Here is a 20,024-nt window from a genome sequence, read left to right as displayed (position 1 = left end):
ATATTGAGGTAATGAATAGGAAATCTTAGGACTTTAAATTTGAAATATCTAAAGAATTAGACCAATGAAAGATATTTTGACAGACCTACGAAGTTTTATAGAACGTTATTGGCCAAGTGTGGCTTTATTCTTATTTCTAATCTGGTATTATAGTTTTCCTATGCCTGCTTAAGGCTTAGTACCTGCTCAAAAGAATCAAGTTCGGCTATGAGTTTTGATTTGCCTTCGGCCAACCAATTTTTAAAAGGAACCATCGGACTTTGAAAGGTGGAAGTGTAGGTAAGGAAATTGTCAAGATTAAAACTCTCTTGGCTAATGCCGGCTCCAAAACGAGAGGCGTCAAGGGCATTACAGGCCTGCTCAAAGTGGTTTGGTACTGGAACCATCATAACTGGCTTGCCGTAATAAATAGCCTCGCAAACCGCTTCAAAACCAGCTGTTGTGATTAGTCCTTTTGCATTTGCCATAAGTCTTAAAAACTTCTTAGCGTCTAATTTATGGATGAAAAGGTTTTTATGGCTTTGTGTAACTTCCTGATCTTGCTCTGTTTTAAGAAAGCAATGAATTTCAATATCTGTATGTTCTTTGTGCCAGTTGGCTAATTGTTCTACTAATCCTGCATTGGTCATGTAGGCCACATAGTAGGGGTGTTGGGAGGTTGGCTCAGAAAGCACTGACTGTCTTATAAGAGGAGGTATGCTTACAATGTTTTTATGGTTTTTATAAGGGGAGAATGATAGAGCTAACATCTTTTTGGCTCTCAAGGCAGTTACCTTACTATTTAAGTTAACCAGTATTCGGTCTACGAGCCTTTTCTTAGGAAAGACGAATTGCTCATGCAGTAAAAGGTACTGATGCCCAATGCATATCATAGGAGGGGCAGATTGCGGAAATCTTAGTTGATAGATACCTGCTAAGAAATCATAAAAGTTGATAATTAGGTCTGGCTGGTATTTGTCCATCCAGCCTTTCATTTTGTTAAGACTTTGGTTGTGCTCTGGGAGTTTCTTTAGATTTTGGATTATAGTGTTTTTTAAGCTTAGTCCTTTGCCCGCTTGGTTATAAATGAGGTTTGGACTGCTGAAGTAATGGACTTTAGTATTTATTTCTTGTTCAATAATGGAGCTAAAGTCATCTTGTTTTATCATCCCCACTAAACAAGCTACCACTTCATGATTAGAGCCCTGAAGCTGCTGAAATAGACTAATGGCTTGTGTTAAGTGCCCTCTACCTTCTCCTTGAACAATAAAAGCTATTTTCATTTCAATTCGAAAATATGACTGTATGATTCTTCAAATTCTCTATCTGGTTCTTCCATATCTAAATCGAATTCAATAGGCAATTCATCTAAAGAATCTGTGTGTAAGTGTGAGGCGTCGTACACTATTTCCCAGTTGCCGCTGTAATCTTCTACTAGTGCAGATTTGTTTTCGACCCAGTCACCAGAATTCATGTATTTAATGTTGTCAATAGTTTTAATAGCTGGCTGGTGAATGTGGCCACAAATAATGCCGTTGCAGCCTTTTGATTTAGCCATTTCAGAGAGTTGTTCCTCAAAGTCGGAGATATAGTTTACTGCCATTTTTATGGAATTTTTTACTTGTTTTGATAATGAATAATAGGGTTTGCCTTTAAAAACACGGTACTGGTTATACTTCTTATTTAGCCAAAGAAGGGCTGTGTAGCCTAGGTCACCAATGTGAGCAAGCCATTTGGCTTTTTTGGTAACTAAGTCAAAGACGTCACCATGTGTTATGAAGAATTTGTTTTCTCCAGAGTTTAGTACTAACTCCTGAACTATCTTAAAGTTGGAACCAATAGAAAACGGTAAGAACTGGTCTAAAAAGTCGTCATGGTTACCTCTGACGTAATAAACCTCTGTGTCGTCTTTTTCTATGGTTTTAAGGACGGCTCTGATAAAGGCAGTGTGCTTTTTTTTCCAAGCACCATATTTTTTTAATTGCCAACCATCAATAATGTCTCCGTTAAGAATTAATCTTTCGCAGGTATAATCGCGGATAAACTTGGTAGCTTCAATAGCCTTACTTCCGGCTGTTCCTAAATGGACATCGGAAATCACTATAGTTCTGTAGTCGTATTTCTTTTGCATGACGCAAGTTGTCAAGCAAATGTTAATTGAAGTTTACCGTAAGGCTATGTTTGTGTTAAGTGGAAAGGGCGTTTATGTAAAAATTGGGGCATAAAAAAACACTGCCTAAAAAGGCAGTGTTTAATTTGAGAACAGAATAAATCTTATTCTGCGGCTGCTTCAGAAGCATCTTCTCCTTCGCCATCTTCATCGTCATCATCATCTTCGTCGCCAGCCATTTTAGCTGCTCTAGGAATAACAATACTCGCTATAGGATTTGATAAAGCGTCAAGGATACTTAAACCTGGAAGGTCTAGTACTTCAACTTTAACTGAATCACCTAATTTTAATGTAGTCACATCTACGTCTACGTACTCAGGAATAGCTGATGCTGGTCCTTGAAGTCTTAGTTTACGTAATTTGTGCTGTAATTTTCCCCCAGCTGCTAAACCTGCAGGAGTACCTATTAATCTAATTGGTACAGAAATTTTAATTACTTTGTCAGCAGTGATTTCTAAGAAATCAGCATGAGTCAAAGTGTCATTCACTGGGTGAAATTGTTTATCTTGAAGAATAGCTTGGTATTCTTTTCCTTCGATATTCAATTTTACTTCATAGGCATCCGGTGTGTAAATCAACGGACGGAATAAATAAGCAGGTGCATAGAAAGAAACTTGCTCTTTGCCGCCATAAAGTACACATGGTACTTGCCCCTCAGCACGAAGCTGGTTAGAAGCTGAACGACCAAGATTCGCTCTATTAAACCCTACAATCTCGGTTTTTTTCATTTTAAAATGTTATTTGATGTTGGTAATTTATAAAAAGTGTGCTTATGGATCCGTTATCTCTGATTCTTCCAATAGCCTTAGCAAATAGCTCAGCTACAGAAAGAACTTTGATTTTCTCGTTTTCTTGTTTTAAAGGAATTGAATCAGTTACTATCAATTCTTCCAAAACAGAATTTTCAATATTTTGATGTGCTTTATGTGATAAAACAGGGTGTGTACAAATAGCTCTTACAGAGGCTGCTCCTTTATCCATGATAATTTGAGCTGCTTTGCACATGGTGCCACCAGTGTCAATCAAGTCATCTACTAAGATTACATTGGCACCTTCTACTTCACCAATTAATTGCATAGAAGCAATTTCGTTGGCTTTTTTACGGTGCTTATCACATATAACTATATCTGCATTAAAGTGAGTCGCAAATTTTCTTACCCTCGCTACTCCTCCTACATCAGGAGAGGCAAATATTAGATTATCTAAATTTCTTGTTTTTAAATAAGGTACAAAAACCGATGTACCCTCAAGGTGATCAACTGGGATGTCGAAGAATCCTTGAATTTGACCCGCATGAAGGTCTAGTGTCATAATTCTATCAGCACCAGCAGCCATTAACATATTGGCTACTAATTTGGCACCTATAGCTACCCTTGGTCTGTCTTTCCTATCTTGACGAGCATAACCGAAATAAGGTATAACCGCTACTACATAATGTGCCGAAGCCCTACGAGCAGCGTCAATCATTAGGAGCAATTCCATAAGATTATCCGCATTTGGGAAAGTGCTTTGCACCAAAAAAACATCGCAACCACGAACTGTTTCGTCGTAAGCAACAGAAATTTCACTATCAGCAAATCTCTTAATAGAAGTTTTGCCTAATTCTTTACCGTAATAATCGGCTACCATGCTAGCCAAATACTTTGAATTAGTGCCGGAAAATATCTTAACCTCAGCCATTTAGATGTATTTTTGGAAACGAGGTGCAAAAGTAGAGAAATTATGCGTCAAAACCCACTCCTCACAGTAAGTTTTAGAATGTTTTGTAAAAAATGCTAAAAATTTTATTTTTGTAACGAATATATAAGACGAGAATATGCAGTTATCCTTAGTGGATGAAATTCCTGAGTTAAGTAAAAGCTTTTTTTTAGATGTTTTTGCTGAAGCTGTTTTAGATGCTAATAATGCATCCATGAGACTAGAGACTATTGATGGTCAGCAGGTTCCTTGTGACCTAAAAGTAAGTGTCCCAAGAAAATTCATTTCTAAGTTTCCGGAAGGAACGATTTATAAACTTGATACCCGTTTGATAAGGAAAAATGGAAGGAAACCTTATTTTATAGCGGTAAATAGAAAAAACGTTAGGCGTGCCATGGAATTTTTTGAATATAATCTTAAGGTTCAAAATGGTTTTGACTATATCCCACCTACTAAAAAGCGATAATCGAAACTCCTTATAAGGAGTGTTCAAATAGTCGTTTTTTGCGTGAAGCGTCGTCTTTCTCTCAATTATGGGAAAGAACTGATAGTTTTATTTTCTTCTCCAAATTTAACTCTCACCTTGCTTTAATGGCTCATATAGTGCTGTCAATTAGTTGATTGTAGGTGGTTTCTTCTTTTTGCGTTTATAGATATGCTGGTTTATAATCAGGGCTATAATGAATTTATTCTTTCTCTTTCTTTATATATGTACTTAATTTGTCCTTAAATCGAGACTGAAGCTAATACAGCAACAAAAAATATATGTCGAAGAATTTAGTAATTGTAGAGTCCCCAGCGAAAGCAAAAACAATAGAAGGTTATTTAGGAAAAGATTTTGTGGTCAAGTCTAGTTTTGGTCATATAAGAGATCTTCCAAATAAGAAACTTGGGGTAGATGTTGATAATAACTTTGAACCTACCTATGAGGTATCTACCGATAAGAAGAAGGTAGTAACAGAATTAAAGAAACTCGCAAAAGGTGCTACCGTATGGCTAGCAACTGATGATGACCGCGAAGGAGAAGCTATTTCATGGCACCTTAAAGAGGCTATGGGTTTGGCTGATGATACCAAAAGAATAGTTTTTAGAGAGATTACAAAAAATGCCATCACTAAGGCTATTGAAAGTCCAAGAGGAATTGACATTGACTTAGTTAATGCTCAGCAGGCTAGACGTGTTTTAGATAGGTTAGTGGGTTTTCAGCTATCTCCAGTGCTTTGGAAAAAGATTAGGTTAGGAGGAGCAGATAGAAAAAATCTTTCGGCCGGAAGGGTACAGTCTGTTACAGTAAGAATAGTAGTAGAGCGTGAGCGTGAAATAGAATCACATAATTCTAAATCTTCTTTTAAAGTATCGGCTTTATTTAATATTGAACCAAACAAGATTCTTAAAGCGGAATTAGGTAAAAACTTTGATGCAGAAGAAGATGCTGTTAAGTTTTTGAACGACTGTATAGGTGCAGACTTTAAGATTAACAATCTAGAAGTTAAACCTACTAAAAGAAAACCAGCACCTCCATTTACTACTTCTACCATTCAGCAGGAGGCTTCTAGGAAACTAAGTTTCTCTGTAGCTCAAACCATGCAAGTGGCTCAGCGACTATATGAAAGTGGTAAAATCACATACATGCGTACGGATTCTACCAATCTTTCTCAAGATGCTGTCAATAGTGCTACTGGGCAAATAAAGTCAGCTTATGGAGAAGAATTCGTTCAGGTTAGAAAGTATAAAACCAAAAGCGAATCGGCTCAAGAAGCTCACGAAGCTATTCGACCAACCGATTTTTCGGTAACTGAAGCTGGAGCAGATAGAAACCAAAAAAGACTTTACGATCTTATTTGGAAACGCTCTATTGCTTCGCAAATGAGTGATGCTCAAATAGAAAGAACGATTGCTAAAATTGGTGTTTCTACAAGAGACGAAGAATTGACCGCTACAGGTGAGGTTATTAAGTTTGAAGGTTTCCTTAAAGTTTATTTAGAATCTACGGATGATGAAGACGAAGAAAACAAAGACATGCTTCCTCCATTAAATGTAGGTCAAATTTTAGAGCTTCAAACTTTGAAGACTACAGAGCGATTTACAAGACCACCTGCAAGATATACGGAAGCTAGTTTGGTAAAGAAACTGGAAGAATTAGGTATTGGTAGACCATCTACTTATGCACCTACTATTTCTACGGTTATTAAGAGAAACTACATAGTTAAAGAGGATAGAGCAGGGGAGAAGAGAGATTATAAAGAGTATGTTTTAGAAGGTGGTGAGGTAAAAGAAAACCATGGTTCTGAAACTTTCGGTACAGAGAAATCAAAACTGTTTCCAACGAATATTGGGCTTATAGTTAATGATTACTTGGTAGCCAATTTTAATGATATTCTTGATTATAAGTTTACTGCAAGTGTAGAAGACGAGTTTGATGATGTGGCTGAAGGTAAATTGCCTTGGCAAAACATGATTAGCAGTTTCTACAAGGAGTTTCATGATAAAATAGAAAAGGCGGAAGCTGCTGATGGCTCTGCGGGTTCTAATGCCCATGAATTGGGAATGTATCCTGATGAAGATGGTAAAAAGGTTTTTGCTAAGCTTGGTAAGTTTGGTCCTTATCTTCAAATTGGAGAGTCTACCGATGAGGATAAACCAGAATTTATTAGCCTTAAAAAAGGAACTATAATAGCTGAATTTACCATGGAGGAGGCTCTAGAGGTAATTAAAGGACCAAAATTACCATTGGAATTAGGGATTTTTGAAGACCACGCTTTAGTGGTTAACGAAGGAAGATATGGCCCTTATATTCTTCATAATGGCAAATATTATAACCTAGAAAAAGGAGAAGACCCTTTCAAAGTAACGATGGAAAGGGCTTTAGAATTAATAGAAATTAAAAGAAAAGACCCTGAAAGTGCTTTGCCAAGAGATATGGCTAATTATAAAGATGAGCCAGTTTTAGTAGGGAAAGGAAGATTTGGTCCATATATAAAATACAAAGGCAAGTACATTAGCATTAAAGGAGAAGACCCGCTTACTATTGACGACGCTAAAGTGGCAGAATTAATTGAAGCCAAAGGTCAAGCCGACGCTAAAAAAACGATTAAGGTTTTTGAAGAAAATGATAAGGTACAGGTACTTAATGGAAGATATGGTCCTTATATTAAAGTAGGTAAAAGGAATATAAAGATTCCTAAGGATAAAAAACCAGAAGAACTAACGCTAGAAGAGTGTTTAGAATTAGCAAAAGGATAAATGGCTAAAAACAGCATTGAAAGTCTTATAGAAAACATGTCTCCCGAATATAATTCGGGAGATTTTGTTTTTGTATCTGTTCAAAGTATGAGCGGAATTGACATTGACGATATATTGGCTCTTTTCAGAGAGCCAGAAGGCATTTCTTTGGTTTTGACGAAGGTCAAGCGGAAGAACTAAATTTAAATTATGATGGCGTATTCTCCTGGATTACGCTAAAGGTATTTTCTGATTTGAATGATGTAGGTCTTACAGCTGCTTTTTCAAATGCCCTTTCAGGTGGAGGAATTAGCTGTAATGTGATTGCTGGCGTAAATCATGTCCATATTTTTGTGTCAAAAGATGATAAAGACGCTGCCATGAAAATTTTATCAAACTTGTCAGAAAAAGGCATCTAAGCTATCTTTAGTTTATGAAAAAGAGCTTAGTAGTTTTGACAGGTGCCGGAATCAGTGCGGAAAGTGGTTTGAAAACCTTTAGAGATGGCAATGGCCTTTGGGAAAACCATAAGGTAGAAGATGTGGCCACACCAGAGGCATTTGCTGCAAACCCTGCGTTGGTTTTGAAGTTTTATAATGAAAGAAGAAAAGCTGCTGCCGAAGCTAAGCCAAATGCGGCTCATAAAACACTAGCCGAATTAGAAGAATATTTCGATGTGAAGATTATTACGCAGAATGTAGATGATTTGCATGAGCGTGGTGGTTCTTCTAATGTACTTCATTTGCACGGAGAGCTCTCAAAAGTAAGAAGTGATGTAAATCCTAGTGAAATTATTGATATAGGCTCAAAACCAATAAATGTAGGTGATAAAGGAAAATGTGGCGGGCAGTTGCGTCCGCATATTGTTTGGTTTGGCGAAGCCGTACCTATGATAGAGCCTTCGATAGAAATATGTGAACAGGCTGCTATATTTCTGGTGATAGGGACTAGCTTACAAGTTTATCCGGCCGCAGGTTTGATAAGATATGTACCAAGAAATTCTCCAAAATATATAATTGATAAGGTTTTGCCAGCATCGGCTCAAAACGATAAAAACATAGTTTTTCTTGAAGGTGCGGCAAGTGTAGTGTTACCTGATTTAAAGAAAAAGCTCATTGAAGAGTTTCTATAAAAACTTCAATGAGCTTGTTTGTAAGAGTTACTATCTTAACTAGGCAGTTTTTTGGCCTTTATATTTGCCATCTAACCATCTCCCGGCTTTAACTTGCCCTACATAAGCGACAATCTTGATTTTTTCGTATTGCTTAATGGCCATTTCCACCTGCATCATATTTTCTTTACGAAGTTTGATACCTGAGTTGGAGCCTTTGTTTTTAACTTCTATATAGTAACCTTCTTTCAGTCCGACTTTTTTGGTAGGCGGCCTACCTTTTTTACTTTGCGACATCTATGATATTTAGCCTGTTATACAATTTGTTCAATTATACAAAAAAAAATCGAGACTAAAAGTTCATTTATAAAGAAAATAATACAGAAAATTGGATTTTTTCTAGATTTTGCTGCGAAATTTAATTTCGGACTACAAAAAGATTACTATTTTAGAAACATGTTCTTCCCATGTTTATCGACTATAAACTTATTGTCAAGAGATATAGATGAATTTTAATGCAGCACAAATAACTCTTTTATCCATTTTTGAAAAGTATGATTTCAAAAATGCTGTAATCTCAAAGTTAAGGCATTCTGAAAGTGTTGTTTTAGAAAAGTGTAGTAATGGAAGTATGATATCTGTTTCTTTTCCTGGTTATAAGGCTTATCGTAAATCTTCCGGCGATATTGTTTTTGATTATCGAGTTGATATTTTCAAGAATGGGGTATTGACTTCGCTTTCTCATGCCAATTTGATAGTTGACATTTATAACAAAATAAAGTTTGGACGCATGTTTCCATTGGGAATATGTAATGCCTTAATTCAGCTATCTCAAGAAAATGATATTGATTTAAAGCAGTTTAAAGCGGATTTGCGATATTCAAAAAAGAAACCAACTGAAGAGCTTCTAAATTCAGTTTCTGAATGGCATGGTGAGAAGAAATTTAACCGGCTTGGTAATTCCTTTGACCTTACTTTAGAAGAATTGTTTTTGTCCATTAAATGGATTGTGATTCAAGAGGATATTAATTATCCCATAAGTGAAGGTTTTCTAGGACGTAAAATGTGTTTTTCAAGATATTTAGAGGTGGTATTTGCTACGCATCAAAAAGATTATGATTTAGAAGATGTTATTAAAAGAACACTAAGTCACACCAGACCAGAACCATGGCCTGAAATGGATTATAGCTTTTTAGATGATATCCGATAAATTAAAAGTCATCAAAAAATAAGGCATTAAGGTAATCTTGATAAGGTTTTAAGAGTTTACAGCCTTTTATTATAGTTTTATCAAAGCCTTTTTGACAAACTTCAGTTTCTTTAAATCTCCTCAAGAAAAATAGTTCTTTATATTTCAGTAGTTCTATATCAGGGTGGTCTAAATCATATCCTTTAGGTTTGGTTTTTAACCTTTGACCTTCTATCTCATTAAAGAATTTTCTAAAGGCTTTGTTTTCAATTAAGCTTTTTAAATCTTGAGGATTATAATCAATTTCTTGACGAAACTTGGCTAGATTTTCTGGGGTAGGGCTCCACATGCCAGCACCAAGAAGACTTTGGTCTTGAGCCTGAATTTGGAAATAGAAGTCCACACGTCCACTGCTTTTTCCACCTGGTCCAAACCCAGCTCCAAAATAATTTTTATAAGGTCTTTTGTCTTTTGAAAAACGGATGTCTCTGTTTATTCTCAAAATACACTTCTTAATATCGGTGTTGATGAGGTCAGGTTGAATCAATTTTAAACCTTCCAAAATTTCTGAACTAAACTCAATAAAATCCTTTTTGCTGTCATCGTACCACTTTCTATGGTCCTGAAACCATTCTTTATTATTGTTTTTCTCTAGTTCTTTTAAAAATTGAAAAGTATTTGGGTCAATCATGCCCTAAATCTCTAATTTTACATTCTCAATTACAAAACAATTTTAAAATAGAATGGCCAGAATTCTGACAGGTATTCAAGCAACAGGTAAGCCACATTTGGGTAACATTTTAGGAGCAATAGCTCCGGCAGTTGAACTTTCAAAAGACCCTAAAAATGAGTCTTTTCTTTTTATTGCTGATTTGCATAGCTTAACGTCTATCAAAGACCCAGCAGTTTTGAAAGAAAACACAAAAGCGGTTTCTGCGGCTTGGCTAGCTTGTGGTTTTGATACGGAGAAAAACTTTTTTTATCGTCAGTCAAGATTAGCTAAGTATCATACTGAGTTAATGTGGTATTTGAATTGTCAAACACCTTATCCGATGTTAGCCAATGCTCATTCTTTTAAAGATAAGTCTGATAAGCTGGCTGATGTAAATGCAGGTCTTTTTACATACCCTGTTTTACAAGCTGCGGATATAGTGCTTTATCAAGCCAATTTTGTGCCCGTAGGGAAAGACCAAAAGCAGCATTTAGAAATGTCAAAAGACATAGCGGCTTCTTTTAACAGAACTTATGGCGAGGTTTTTACTTTGCCAGAACCTAAGATTGACGAATCGGTAATGACAATTCCGGGAACGGACGGTCAAAAGATGTCGAAGTCTTACAATAATTACATTGATATTTTCTTGCCAGAAAAGGCTCTCTATAAGTCTATAAAAAAAATAGTGACAGATGATACTCCTTTGGAAGAACCAAAGAATCCTGACACTTGCAATGTCTTTACATTGTATAAATTATTAGCTTCAGAAGAGCAGATAGCTGAAATGAGGGCTAACTATGAAGCCGGTAATTATGGCTACGGACATGCCAAAAAAGCTCTTCTAGATGTGATTCTAGCTCGTTTTTCTAAAGAAAGAGAGCTTTTTAATTATTACATGGAAAATGAGGAAGCTTTAGAAGCTAAGCTAGTAGAAGGTGAGAAAAAAGCTGAAGTGATAGCTAAGCAAACGATGCACGAAGTGAGGAAGGCTTTGGGTTTTGATGCTTAAGCTTTAATGAAATCATTATGGAAACAGTAGTAGAAGGTTTTATAGGATTAGATGAAGCTTTATTCGTTTTCCTTAACGGTATTCATGCTCCATATTTAGATGGTTTTATGGGTATTGTTACAGCTCGAAATACTTGGATTCCTTTTTATTTGCTGTTGATATTTTATATCGCACGAAGCTTTCCTGTAAAGCAGGCAATCATTTATGTGGTTTATCTTTTTGCTGCGGTTGGTTTGGCTGATTTTATTACGTCTGGTCTTATGAAGCCTTTTTTTGAAAGGCCGAGGCCTTGCCATAATGAGGCATTGGTTGGGCTGGTTCATTTACTGGAAGGGCATTGCGGAGGTAAATTTGGTTTTGCTTCATCGCACGCAGCTAATTCCTTCGCCCTTTTTGGTGGCCTATTTTTTATTTTTAGAGAGAAGAAACTGTTTGTTAAACTCTTATTGGTTTGGGCAATTTTAGTGTCTTATAGTCGTATTTATGTCGGTGTTCATTATCCAGGAGATGTCTTAGTAGGTTCTCTTATCGGATTTTTTATTAGTTTCACACTTTATACACTTTTTAAAAAGCACTTTAACATCAAGAAACCTTATGAAAAAAACGATTTTATTATTTAGCCTTTTGGCTATTTCTTTCATTTCCAATGCTCAAAAAATTACGGATGGCACGTGGTATAATGAAGAAAGAAGTAGCCGTGTTCAGTTTTTTATGAATGGAGATAAGCTGTTCTGTAAAATAGTTTGGTTAAAAGAACCCAATGAAAATGGAAAGCCAAGGTTAGATTCCAGAAATCCAGATCCAGTTTTGGCCAAGAAACCTTTGATGGGCTTAGTTTTTTTGAAAGACTTTAAAAAGGAAGACGAGAATACGTGGGAAGACGGGACCGTTTATGACCCACGAAATGGTAAACTATACTCTTGTACTATTACAGAAGTGAATACAGAAAAGGTAGAAGTTAGAGGCTATATAGGATTTTCTCTTTTAGGAAGAACTAGCCATTTAACTAGAGCTACCAGATAATTATCTTAAAGCAAAAAAAAGGCGATGTGAATTTCACATCGCCTTTTTTTATTTAAAACGCATCGCCTAAGCCATCGTCAAAATATCTGCTGCTTAGCTCATCGCCGTCGTTATCTACATATGCTGCTGACATTTTTTTGAGAATACTTATTTGACCAGAGTGGTAAATGTCATGATGTATAATTCCATTTATGAGTGTAAAATAATCATACTCAGAGCCTGGTACTATTTCACTTAAAAAATCATCATTAATCTTATCCATTTCCTTAATGAGTTCATCATGGCTAAGACTTAATTCCATGATGAGCGTTTCTAGCTCAAACTCATCTACTTTAGGAGCCGAACCAAAATTCTTCTTATCGTTATCAATCTGATAATCAGAATCTCCTTGGAGTCTTTTGATAGTGAAAATTCTCCAGCTAGTAATATGATATATAAGCTCTGCAGCCGTGTGTATGGTCGGTGTTTTAAAGCTAGCCTCTTCAGGCGTAATGTTTTTTATTGCCTCCAAAACGGATGGACCATGCCATGCTCCGCCATGATATCCAGCATTAAGAAGTGTCTTTAGACGTTCTACTAGTTCTCTGTTTTCTTCGTTAGTTTCTGCCATATAAAAAATGTTATTATTCCCAGAGTACCCAAATCATGCCAAGATGATAGGTGTCATGCTGAATCATACCAGTTAAAAGTTTATAAAAATCGTAGTGTTCACCGGGAACTCTTCTGTTTAATAATTCGTCCGTTTGCTCTTCTAAAAGGTCCACAAGCTCTTTTTGTGTGTCTTTAAAGAGTTGGATAAGGTTTTGCCAGTTAGCCTGAGAAGTCATTTTTGGGCTACCCCAGTTGTCTTCTTCAGATTCTAAAGTATAGTGAATTTTGTCATCCAGTTTTTGAATAATAAACTTTCGCCAAGCTACCAGATGGTATACTAGTTCGGCTATTGTTCTTTTAGAGTAGCCCTGTTTTTGGTCTACTACTTTCTCTGGAAGACTATTTAGCATTTCTAAAACAGACGGGCCGTGCCAAGCGTCTCCTCTAAAAACGGTTTCTAAATTGTCAATAATTTTATCTAGTTCCTTACTCATTAGGTGCCTTTAAATTCAGGTCATGACAAAATTGATAAAAATATCGGAGGGAAGGAAATTCTTTTGAAAACTATCTTAGTCACCCGTCCATTTCTTTTAAAATTTAGATACTTAAGGCTTTTATATCTCCACCATCTCCCCAGTTTTAACAGACTTGTCGCAGGCAAAAGCTACTTTTAAACTATTTACGGCATCATTAATATGCTCTGTAAGATCAAGGTCTTTTTGAATTGCTTTTAAGAAATACTGCTGCTCACGGTTACAAAGTTCTTGATGGTCTGGCTCGTCATCTAAGAAAATCCATTCATCTTTTTTGGTGAAGTTGTTTTCTTTGTCAATATCGGCATAATGTACTTTAAGCGATTGTGTTCTGCTGTGAGAGTCTATATCATCAGATTTTCCAGAACTAGCGGCCTCTCTCGCTAAAATGGAAACACAGCCTTTTGGGCCTATGACATCTTTGACAAAGAAAGCCGTTTCGCTCATCATGGGTCCCCAGCCAGCTTCATACCAACCTACAGAACCATCTTCAAACCTTATTTGAAGTTGTCCATAGTTATAATTCCAGTCAGGTACATCGTCTGTAAGTCTAGCTCCTATGGCCGAAACTTTGACAGGTTTAGACTGCGTCATCAAACACATAATATCAATATAATGCACCGCACAATCTACTATAGGGCTAAGGCTTTTCATGAGATTTCTGTGTACATCCCACATGTAGCCATGGCTTTGTTGGTTAAGGTTCATTCTCATAACCAATGGCTTACCCATAGTTCTGGAAATCTCTACAAACTTTTCCCAAGAAGGATGCACCCTTAAAATGTAACCAACTACCAGTTTTTTGTTTTTCTCTTTGGCAAGTGCCGCTACTCTTTCGGCTCCTTCCACAGTGTCTGCTAAAGGTTTTTCTATAAACACATGGCAGTCGGCTTCTAAAGCTGCTATGGCATAAGCCTCATGCGTGTCTGGATAGGTTGAAATACTTACGGCATCAGGTTTAGTACTTTTCAAAGCCTTATAATAATCTTCAAAAAGAGGATAGTCAGCAGCTAAGGTTTCGTTCAGTTTCTTTTTACTATCTCCTCTTGAAACTATGCCACATATTTCAAATTCAGGCATGTCATGGTAGGCTTTGGCATGAGAAGCTCCCATGTTTCCTGCTCCTACCACTAATATTTTTATTGTGCTCATATACTGTTCTGGTCTTAAATGAATGTATAGTTAGGGAGAATTTTGACAAAATAAAAGCTCGGAGAAATTATCTCCGAGCTTAAAAGTACTATATCCTAAAACTTTAATATTTAGGCTTTATACATAACTTCTTTAACTGCAGCTATTACTCTGGCCTTATTAGGAAGAGTAGCTTCAATAAGCGTAGGAGCATAATTTAAAGGAATATCCATGCTATTCACTCTAATTACTGGTGCATCTAAATAGTCAAATGCGTTACGCTGTAAGTGGTAAGAAATTTCAGAAGAAATAGCCGCCAATGGAGGTCCTTCTTCTACTACCACGCATCTATTTGTTTTCTTAACAGATTCTACTATTGCAGCATAATCTATAGGTCTTACTGTTCTTAAATCTATAACCTCAGCGTTAATACCTTCTTTCTTTAATGCTTCTACAGCTGGCATAACTACTTGAGGAATCATCTTTCCAAAAGATACTATAGTAACATCTGTACCTTTCTCTATTACATTGGCTTTGCCTATTGGAATTAAATATTCCCCTTCAGGCACCTCACCTTTATCACCATACATTTGCTCAGACTCCATAAAAATAACTGGGTCGTTATCTCTAATGGCAGACTTTAAAAGTCCTTTAGCATCGTAAGGGTTTGAAGGTATTACTACTTTAAGACCTGGTGTATTTGCATACCAGTTTTCAAAGTTAGAAGAGTGCTGAGCACCCAATTGACCTGCACTTCCTGTAGGCCCTCTAAAAACTATAGGGCAAGAATATTGACCGCCCGACATCGACATGATTTTTGCGGCAGCATTAATAATTTGGTCAATGGCAACCAGAGAGAAGTTAAAAGTCATAAACTCCACTATTGGTCTTAGTCCGTTAATACCTGCACCTACAGCTATACCAGAAAAACCTAATTCGGCTATAGGGGTGTCTAATACTCTATCAGGGCCAAATTCGTCTAGCATTCCTTGGCTAGCTTTATAGGCACCATTATATTCAGCTACTTCCTCACCAAGAAGAAAAACGTCTTTATCTCTACGCATTTCTTCCGACATGGCCTCTTTTATAGCATCTCTGAATTGAATTTCTCTCATCCTTTTGGCTTAAATCGTTTTATTTGACAGCTTCTCGCTTCTATTTGCAGCTGCGAAATTAGCCAAGTAATGTTAAAAAAAGAAGCATAATTTTATGTAATTCTATTTTGGTGGATACAACCTTTTTTTGATTTTAGGCATTATATAGACAAATAGAATCGAATATTGATTTTGCTTAAAACAATAGAACTTCTAAAGAGTAATAATCCCAAAGCTCAAAAAGAGGTCTTCGAGAAATATAGTGATGTACTGTTTTCGCTGGCGAAACGGTACATGGGCAACGCCATGGCCGCTGAGGACATGATGGTAAATGCCTTTATGTCTATATTCAAATCGGCAAGCAAAGGCAATTTTGAAAACGCGAGAAGTTTTGAAGCGTGGATGAAAAGAATAGTGGTAAACGAATGTTTATCTGAAATTAGAAGAAACAATTCCTTTCAAATGCTGCCACAAAGCGTGGCTGAAAATCTAGCATTAGAGCCAGATGTATTAAAACAATTAGCTCATGATGATATTTTAGTGTTGGTGGAGAAATTACCACCGGGTTATAGGACTGTGTTTAATATGTATGTAATGGAGGGGTATTCTCACAAAGAAATTGCCAAGGATTTAGGGATTTCAGAAGGTACTTCCAAATCGCAATTAAGCCATGCCAAAAAAATGTTAAGAAATAAAATTACAAATATCTATGGAAAGGAAACTAGATTCAGATATTGAAGAAATAAGGAATGTGCTACTTTTTGGAGCAGGTCGGCAGGTATGGAACAAACAAGACGTTTGGGCTAGAATAGAACAAAAGGAGTCTAAGAAAAGGGTTTGGCCTTTCGCTTTGGCAGCTTGTGTTGCTTTGGTTTCTCTATTTGTTTTTTGGAAAATTACTCCTGAAGAAACTGCAGTAATGGCAGGGGTAACGCCAATGACTCCTAACGAGATGACACAAAGTGTAGCTTCAAATGAGGTACTGCCTTCAAATCAAGCTATGGCCTCAAATCAAGCTATGGCCTCAAATCAAGCAGTACCTTTAGATAAAGAAAGAGTAACTAAAACGAAATTAGTTGGTGCTAGACCGCAAATAGTAAGCAGTTTTAAAACGCAAGGTTTAGCTTTGGCTGAAGGTACAAATGAAATTGAAGCGAAAGATGTTTCGAGTAATTTACCGGCTTTGTCTTCAATAGAAATGTCTCCAATAGAAACGGATATTTCATTTAATGATATTGATATAAAATTAGTAGCAGTACCTGAAATGATTTTAACGGAGAATGTTGCTCTTTTAGAAAAGAAAGAGGCTTTAGAGGGAAAAAAAATCACACTGATTATTCCTGAAGAAGAGAAAGAAGGAGTAAGGTCTAATGTAAAAGTGGTACGTTTTATCCAAAGGGTAGGAGAGTATAACCGGACTGGAGACTGGGAGCCTGAAAAGAAGAATAAAATAGGAGAACTCTGGGTTAAATTTTTAGAGTCTACCAAAACCAACGAGAAGTCTAAACTTTAAGCATGAAAAAGATTTTAATTGTTATGCTGCTTCTTTTTTCAGATGCGGTCATGGCACAGTCAGACACCTTGCAGGTATTGATAGGAAATAGTTCAGAACTTCTTTTTATAGCCAAAGACCCAAGTGCATATGAAGATTTAAAAAACTACGACTTCAATAAGATGCTTCTAGAAATGCAGGCAAAGCTAAATAGCAGTCAAACCAGAAAGTCTTTTCTTAAAGATAATTCGGGTGAAAAGTACCTAAGAAAAGAGCGTAAGCATCTTTCTGGATATTATATGAATTATTATTTGGGCTTTAATTATTCAGAAGGATACGAAATCTTAAACGCTAATTTGGTAGCCAATCTCTTAAGAAATACGACGGGAAACCAATTAGATTCTTACTTTCAAACATCTTATCCTGAAAATACTTATACCGTAAAGGTATTTCAGTCGCCTTATTTAGCCGCCAGTGTCAATAGGCACCTAGAACTTTATGGGAATCACAGAGCATCTTTATTATTAAAAGGAGGACTAGAGGCTTTCTTTAGTTTTGAGAAGTTTGGGAAAGAAAAAAATAGTGATGCTAGCTCTGTTTTATTACAATCAAGTAGTCCGGCTGGAATGGAAAACTCAGTATCCTTTTCTCCTGATACGTTGGCTTCTGGTGCATTTGATGGCGATTCTGATTATATTTTATGGCGATATGCCGACGAAGATTCTTATTCAAAGTCGTTTACTACGGTGCCTTATAATGTAGTGAAGGCAGGGTTTAATTTTAAGCTTATTCCTACGGTATCTTTTAATAATCGCTCCGATAAACGTGTGGTTTCTTTAGGCTTTGGACCTACCATAGGTGTGAATGTAATAGGAAACTCTATCACTAAAATTAAAGATAATGTACCTTCCGCCCCTGTGGTGGTAGGCGGTGTAAAAGCTACGCCATTTAGGTATGGTTTAGTGTGCGAAGTAGGAGTAGGTGGAATTACGTTTTTTGGTCAATACGTTAAGAATAGAGTACGAAATAGAGAGTTAGAAGTAATGTCAGTATCTTCTGGCGTTGCCAATCAATTTGCAGGCAAAAACGAATACATGACCGAAGTGATGACCTTCGGATTAAAGTTTGGCAAATAATAAAGCCAATTTCTGTAAAATGAAGTTTAACTTTGCTTCATGCAGGTTTCTTCACTTTATATATACCCCATAAAATCTCTTCCTGGAATAGAGCTTTCTGAAAGCAATGTCACCAATAGAGGGCTGGCCTTTGACCGAAGGTGGGTGCTGGTAGATGAGCAAAATTATCATGTAACCCAGCGTGAAATGCCTGAAATGGTGCATCTCAAAGTTTCTTTAAATGGTTCAACTTTAACTGTTTCAGATAATAAGAGCGGAGAAAGCATTATTTTTTCTACCAAGGAAACCGAAGGAGATAATGAACTTATCAAAGTTTGGGACGATGAGTTTGATGCCGTAGAGGTTTCATCAAAAGTAAGTCATTGGTTTTCTGAAAGGTTAAATAAGCAAGTGCGTTTGATGTTTCAGCCAGAAAGCTCCAAAAGGCTAATTGATGAGCGATACGCTCAAAATCAAGAAATAGTAAGCAATGCCGACGGTTATCCCATTCTCATGATAAGTGAGGAAAGTTTAGCAGACTTAAATTCAAAACTTACAGAACCAGTAGAGATGTTAAGGTTTAGACCAAACATTGTTATAAAAGGGATAGAAGCTTTTGGTGAAGATGACTTAGGTCAAATTCAGATTGGCAATTCTGAAATTATTGGTGTAAAAAACTGTGCAAGATGCATTATGGTAACCAATAAACTTGATGGCTCGCCTAGAGATAAAGAACCTCTAAAAACATTGGCTCAGTATAGGCGAGAAGGTAAGAAAGTGCTGTTTGGAAGAAACTTTCTGATAGCCAAAGAAGGCATAGTAAAGGTGGGAATGGATTTAAACGCTTTGTGAAATCTTGAAAAAAATCTTACAATATTTTAATCTTTTGAGCCTGAATGTAGTTTTAGGAGCAGTGCTGAGCTCTTACATGTTTTGGTTACTTCCAGACGGGAGCGGTATTCCTGATATTCCTTCTTTAATTCTTTTGGGACTAACCACTTGGATAATTTACATTCTTGATAGATTATTAGATATCAAAGTTTATCCAGAAAATCCTTCTACTCGGCATAAGTTTCATGCAGAGCATCAATATAACCTTTCTGTGCTTTTAGTGGTTTTAAGCATCGTTGCAGGTGTTTTATGTTTTTTTATACCAAGAGCAGTTTTCTATTATGGCTGTGTTTTGAGTATAGCTTTAGTGATGTACTTTTTTGTGCTCAATAAGTTTTTGAAAAATACCAAAATGCAATGGCTAAAAGAACCTACTACAGCCATTTGCTATTGTTTAGCTGTGATTGGCATAGCCTATGTGCAGCACTCTTCCATTAACCTGAGTGGCTGGTTTCTAGCATTTATGTTCTTTATTATTGCTTCGCAAAACCTTCTAGTTTTCTCCTATTTTGAAAGCTTTTCAAAGAAAGCGTCTGATAACACTGTTGATTTTTTTGGTCAAAAAACTACCGTAAGAATTATCAGAATCTTGGGTTTTATAGTCTTGTTTTTAGCCATTTCCTTTTTCTCTAATGGCTGGGACTATATTCATAAACTGGGTTTACTATTGGCCATAATGAGCCAAATACTCTCTTTTATGCCAGCCAAACAAAAGTTTTTCTTAGAGCAGGACCGCTACCGATGGGTGGGCGACGGTGTTTTTATACTCCCTGTAGTTTTGCTTTTGCTCTGATTTGGACTAGCTCTTTTTCTTCTTTTTTCCGTAGTTCGCTTTTAGTCTAGCTTCCATACTTTTTTTAGGAGCTTCCTCTTTTGTTTTATCTGCATCCATCTTTTTCTGTCCTCTTCTAAATAAATAGGTTAAGAATCCAGCTATCGCAAACATGAGAAAGAAGTAACAGTCTTTCATGTCTACACCTTTATAAATAAATTGGTCAACCCAAATAACCAAAAGGCCTAAACTTCCGAAAAGTAGAAAAGTGTCAAAGTATTTTTTCATGGCA

The 20,024-nt window shown here is 36.5% G+C and carries 25 protein-coding genes; 14 read left to right on the top strand and 11 right to left on the bottom strand.

The genetic code is table 11. The features are described from left to right. Window positions 1-158: 158 nt before the first annotated feature. The 4 genes from AC0L6O_RS15160 to AC0L6O_RS15145 form a co-directional block, all read right to left on the bottom strand. Window positions 159-1,262, bottom strand: a complete 1,104-nt coding sequence (locus tag AC0L6O_RS15160) for a glycosyltransferase family protein (protein ID WP_473303513.1) — start codon at window positions 1,260-1,262, stop codon at window positions 159-161. Continuing rightward, a complete protein-coding gene (locus AC0L6O_RS15155; protein WP_473303511.1) occupies window positions 1,259-2,110 on the bottom strand; it encodes a UDP-2,3-diacylglucosamine diphosphatase in 852 nt (283 codons plus the stop codon). The genes AC0L6O_RS15160 and AC0L6O_RS15155 overlap by 4 nt, the downstream gene beginning before the upstream one ends. Window positions 2,111-2,253: 143 nt before the next feature. Beyond that, a complete protein-coding gene (locus AC0L6O_RS15150; protein ID WP_473303509.1) occupies window positions 2,254-2,877 on the bottom strand; it encodes a 50S ribosomal protein L25/general stress protein Ctc in 624 nt (207 codons plus the stop codon). A 1-nt stretch (window position 2,878) separates the two neighbouring features. Next, complete coding sequence (locus AC0L6O_RS15145; protein ID WP_341224597.1) at window positions 2,879-3,829, bottom strand: ribose-phosphate pyrophosphokinase; 951 nt, start codon at window positions 3,827-3,829, stop codon at window positions 2,879-2,881. A gap of 136 nt (window positions 3,830-3,965) precedes the next feature. Between AC0L6O_RS15145 and AC0L6O_RS15140 the strand changes: the two genes are divergently transcribed. The 5 genes from AC0L6O_RS15140 to AC0L6O_RS15120 all read left to right on the top strand — a co-directional run bounded on the left by AC0L6O_RS15140 (window position 3,966) and on the right by AC0L6O_RS15120 (window position 8,201). After that, window positions 3,966-4,313, top strand: coding sequence for a hypothetical protein (locus tag AC0L6O_RS15140; protein ID WP_473303507.1), 348 nt, complete (start codon window positions 3,966-3,968; stop codon window positions 4,311-4,313). Between the two features lie 299 nt (window positions 4,314-4,612). Continuing rightward, a complete protein-coding gene (topA, locus tag AC0L6O_RS15135) occupies window positions 4,613-7,090 on the top strand; it encodes a type I DNA topoisomerase (protein ID WP_473303506.1) in 2,478 nt (825 codons plus the stop codon). Next, window positions 7,091-7,270, top strand: a complete 180-nt coding sequence (locus tag AC0L6O_RS15130) for an ACT domain-containing protein (protein ID WP_473303505.1) — start codon at window positions 7,091-7,093, stop codon at window positions 7,268-7,270. Beyond that, window positions 7,204-7,488 carry an ACT domain-containing protein gene (locus tag AC0L6O_RS15125; protein ID WP_473308533.1) on the top strand — a complete coding sequence of 95 codons (285 nt, stop codon included), beginning with the start codon at window positions 7,204-7,206 and terminating at the stop codon, window positions 7,486-7,488. The genes AC0L6O_RS15130 and AC0L6O_RS15125 overlap by 67 nt, the downstream gene beginning before the upstream one ends. A gap of 14 nt (window positions 7,489-7,502) precedes the next feature. Beyond that, window positions 7,503-8,201, top strand: a complete 699-nt coding sequence (locus AC0L6O_RS15120) for a Sir2 family NAD-dependent protein deacetylase (protein WP_473303504.1) — start codon at window positions 7,503-7,505, stop codon at window positions 8,199-8,201. A 39-nt stretch (window positions 8,202-8,240) separates the two neighbouring features. Here AC0L6O_RS15120 and AC0L6O_RS15115 read toward each other — a convergent pair whose 3' ends face one another. Then, window positions 8,241-8,477, bottom strand: coding sequence for a hypothetical protein (locus AC0L6O_RS15115; RefSeq protein WP_111370722.1), 237 nt, complete (start codon window positions 8,475-8,477; stop codon window positions 8,241-8,243). Window positions 8,478-8,685: 208 nt separating this feature from the next. Between AC0L6O_RS15115 and AC0L6O_RS15110 the strand changes: the two genes are divergently transcribed. Then, window positions 8,686-9,390, top strand: coding sequence for a hypothetical protein (locus AC0L6O_RS15110; protein WP_473303503.1), 705 nt, complete (start codon window positions 8,686-8,688; stop codon window positions 9,388-9,390). Between the two features lies 1 nt (window position 9,391). On the opposite strand, the gene AC0L6O_RS15105 is transcribed toward AC0L6O_RS15110, so the two are convergent. Continuing rightward, the gene (locus tag AC0L6O_RS15105) at window positions 9,392-10,060 is read right to left on the bottom strand and encodes a DUF2461 domain-containing protein (RefSeq protein ID WP_473303502.1); all 669 of its coding nucleotides are present in this window, start codon (window positions 10,058-10,060) and stop codon (window positions 9,392-9,394) included. Window positions 10,061-10,112: 52 nt separating this feature from the next. Here AC0L6O_RS15105 and trpS point away from each other — a divergent pair, with 52 nt between their 5' ends. The 3 genes from trpS to AC0L6O_RS15090 are packed head-to-tail and all read left to right on the top strand — an operon-like array spanning window position 10,113 to window position 12,113. Next, complete coding sequence (trpS, locus tag AC0L6O_RS15100) at window positions 10,113-11,090, top strand: tryptophan--tRNA ligase (RefSeq protein ID WP_473303501.1); 978 nt, start codon at window positions 10,113-10,115, stop codon at window positions 11,088-11,090. 17 nt (window positions 11,091-11,107) lie between these two features. Beyond that, entirely contained in the window at window positions 11,108-11,710 is a 603-nt protein-coding gene (locus tag AC0L6O_RS15095) for a phosphatase PAP2 family protein (RefSeq protein ID WP_473303499.1), read from the top strand. After that, window positions 11,685-12,113: a DUF2147 domain-containing protein gene (locus tag AC0L6O_RS15090; RefSeq protein WP_473303498.1), complete on the top strand. Its 429-nt coding sequence runs from the start codon at window positions 11,685-11,687 to the stop codon at window positions 12,111-12,113. Before AC0L6O_RS15095 ends, AC0L6O_RS15090 begins: the two co-directional genes overlap by 26 nt. A 52-nt stretch (window positions 12,114-12,165) precedes the next feature. On the opposite strand, the gene AC0L6O_RS15085 is transcribed toward AC0L6O_RS15090, so the two are convergent. The 4 genes from AC0L6O_RS15085 to AC0L6O_RS15070 form a co-directional block, all read right to left on the bottom strand. Beyond that, a complete protein-coding gene (locus AC0L6O_RS15085) occupies window positions 12,166-12,723 on the bottom strand; it encodes a DinB family protein (RefSeq protein WP_473303497.1) in 558 nt (185 codons plus the stop codon). A gap of 13 nt (window positions 12,724-12,736) precedes the next feature. Beyond that, window positions 12,737-13,198: a DinB family protein gene (locus AC0L6O_RS15080; protein WP_473303495.1), complete on the bottom strand. Its 462-nt coding sequence runs from the start codon at window positions 13,196-13,198 to the stop codon at window positions 12,737-12,739. Between the two features lie 120 nt (window positions 13,199-13,318). Further along, window positions 13,319-14,389 carry a Gfo/Idh/MocA family oxidoreductase gene (locus AC0L6O_RS15075; protein WP_473303494.1) on the bottom strand — a complete coding sequence of 357 codons (1,071 nt, stop codon included), beginning with the start codon at window positions 14,387-14,389 and terminating at the stop codon, window positions 13,319-13,321. 110 nt (window positions 14,390-14,499) lie between these two features. Continuing rightward, window positions 14,500-15,483, bottom strand: a complete 984-nt coding sequence (locus AC0L6O_RS15070) for a pyruvate dehydrogenase complex E1 component subunit beta (protein WP_473303493.1) — start codon at window positions 15,481-15,483, stop codon at window positions 14,500-14,502. Between the two features lie 171 nt (window positions 15,484-15,654). Here AC0L6O_RS15070 and AC0L6O_RS15065 point away from each other — a divergent pair, with 171 nt between their 5' ends. Genes AC0L6O_RS15065 through AC0L6O_RS15045 form a run of 5 tightly spaced genes read left to right on the top strand, consistent with a single transcriptional unit; the run spans window position 15,655 to window position 19,753 of the window. After that, a complete protein-coding gene (locus tag AC0L6O_RS15065) occupies window positions 15,655-16,200 on the top strand; it encodes an RNA polymerase sigma factor (RefSeq protein ID WP_473303492.1) in 546 nt (181 codons plus the stop codon). Further along, entirely contained in the window at window positions 16,172-16,975 is an 804-nt protein-coding gene (locus tag AC0L6O_RS15060) for a hypothetical protein (protein ID WP_473303490.1), read from the top strand. The genes AC0L6O_RS15065 and AC0L6O_RS15060 overlap by 29 nt, the downstream gene beginning before the upstream one ends. A gap of 2 nt (window positions 16,976-16,977) precedes the next feature. Then, window positions 16,978-18,090: a hypothetical protein gene (locus tag AC0L6O_RS15055; protein WP_473303489.1), complete on the top strand. Its 1,113-nt coding sequence runs from the start codon at window positions 16,978-16,980 to the stop codon at window positions 18,088-18,090. Window positions 18,091-18,129: 39 nt separating this feature from the next. Beyond that, window positions 18,130-18,921 carry an MOSC domain-containing protein gene (locus AC0L6O_RS15050; protein WP_473303487.1) on the top strand — a complete coding sequence of 264 codons (792 nt, stop codon included), beginning with the start codon at window positions 18,130-18,132 and terminating at the stop codon, window positions 18,919-18,921. A gap of 4 nt (window positions 18,922-18,925) precedes the next feature. Continuing rightward, window positions 18,926-19,753 (top strand): hypothetical protein, encoded by an 828-nt coding sequence (locus tag AC0L6O_RS15045; protein WP_473303486.1) that lies wholly within the window; start codon window positions 18,926-18,928, stop codon window positions 19,751-19,753. Window positions 19,754-19,759: 6 nt separating this feature from the next. On the opposite strand, the gene AC0L6O_RS15040 is transcribed toward AC0L6O_RS15045, so the two are convergent. Continuing rightward, the gene (locus AC0L6O_RS15040) at window positions 19,760-20,020 is read right to left on the bottom strand and encodes a hypothetical protein (protein WP_473303485.1); all 261 of its coding nucleotides are present in this window, start codon (window positions 20,018-20,020) and stop codon (window positions 19,760-19,762) included. Window positions 20,021-20,024: the final 4 nt, after the last annotated feature.

This window comes from Arcticibacterium sp. GJ41-1 (assembly GCF_055808875.1).
Note: the sequence above shows the minus strand (reverse complement) of the source record. Positions and strands in the feature narration are given on the sequence as shown.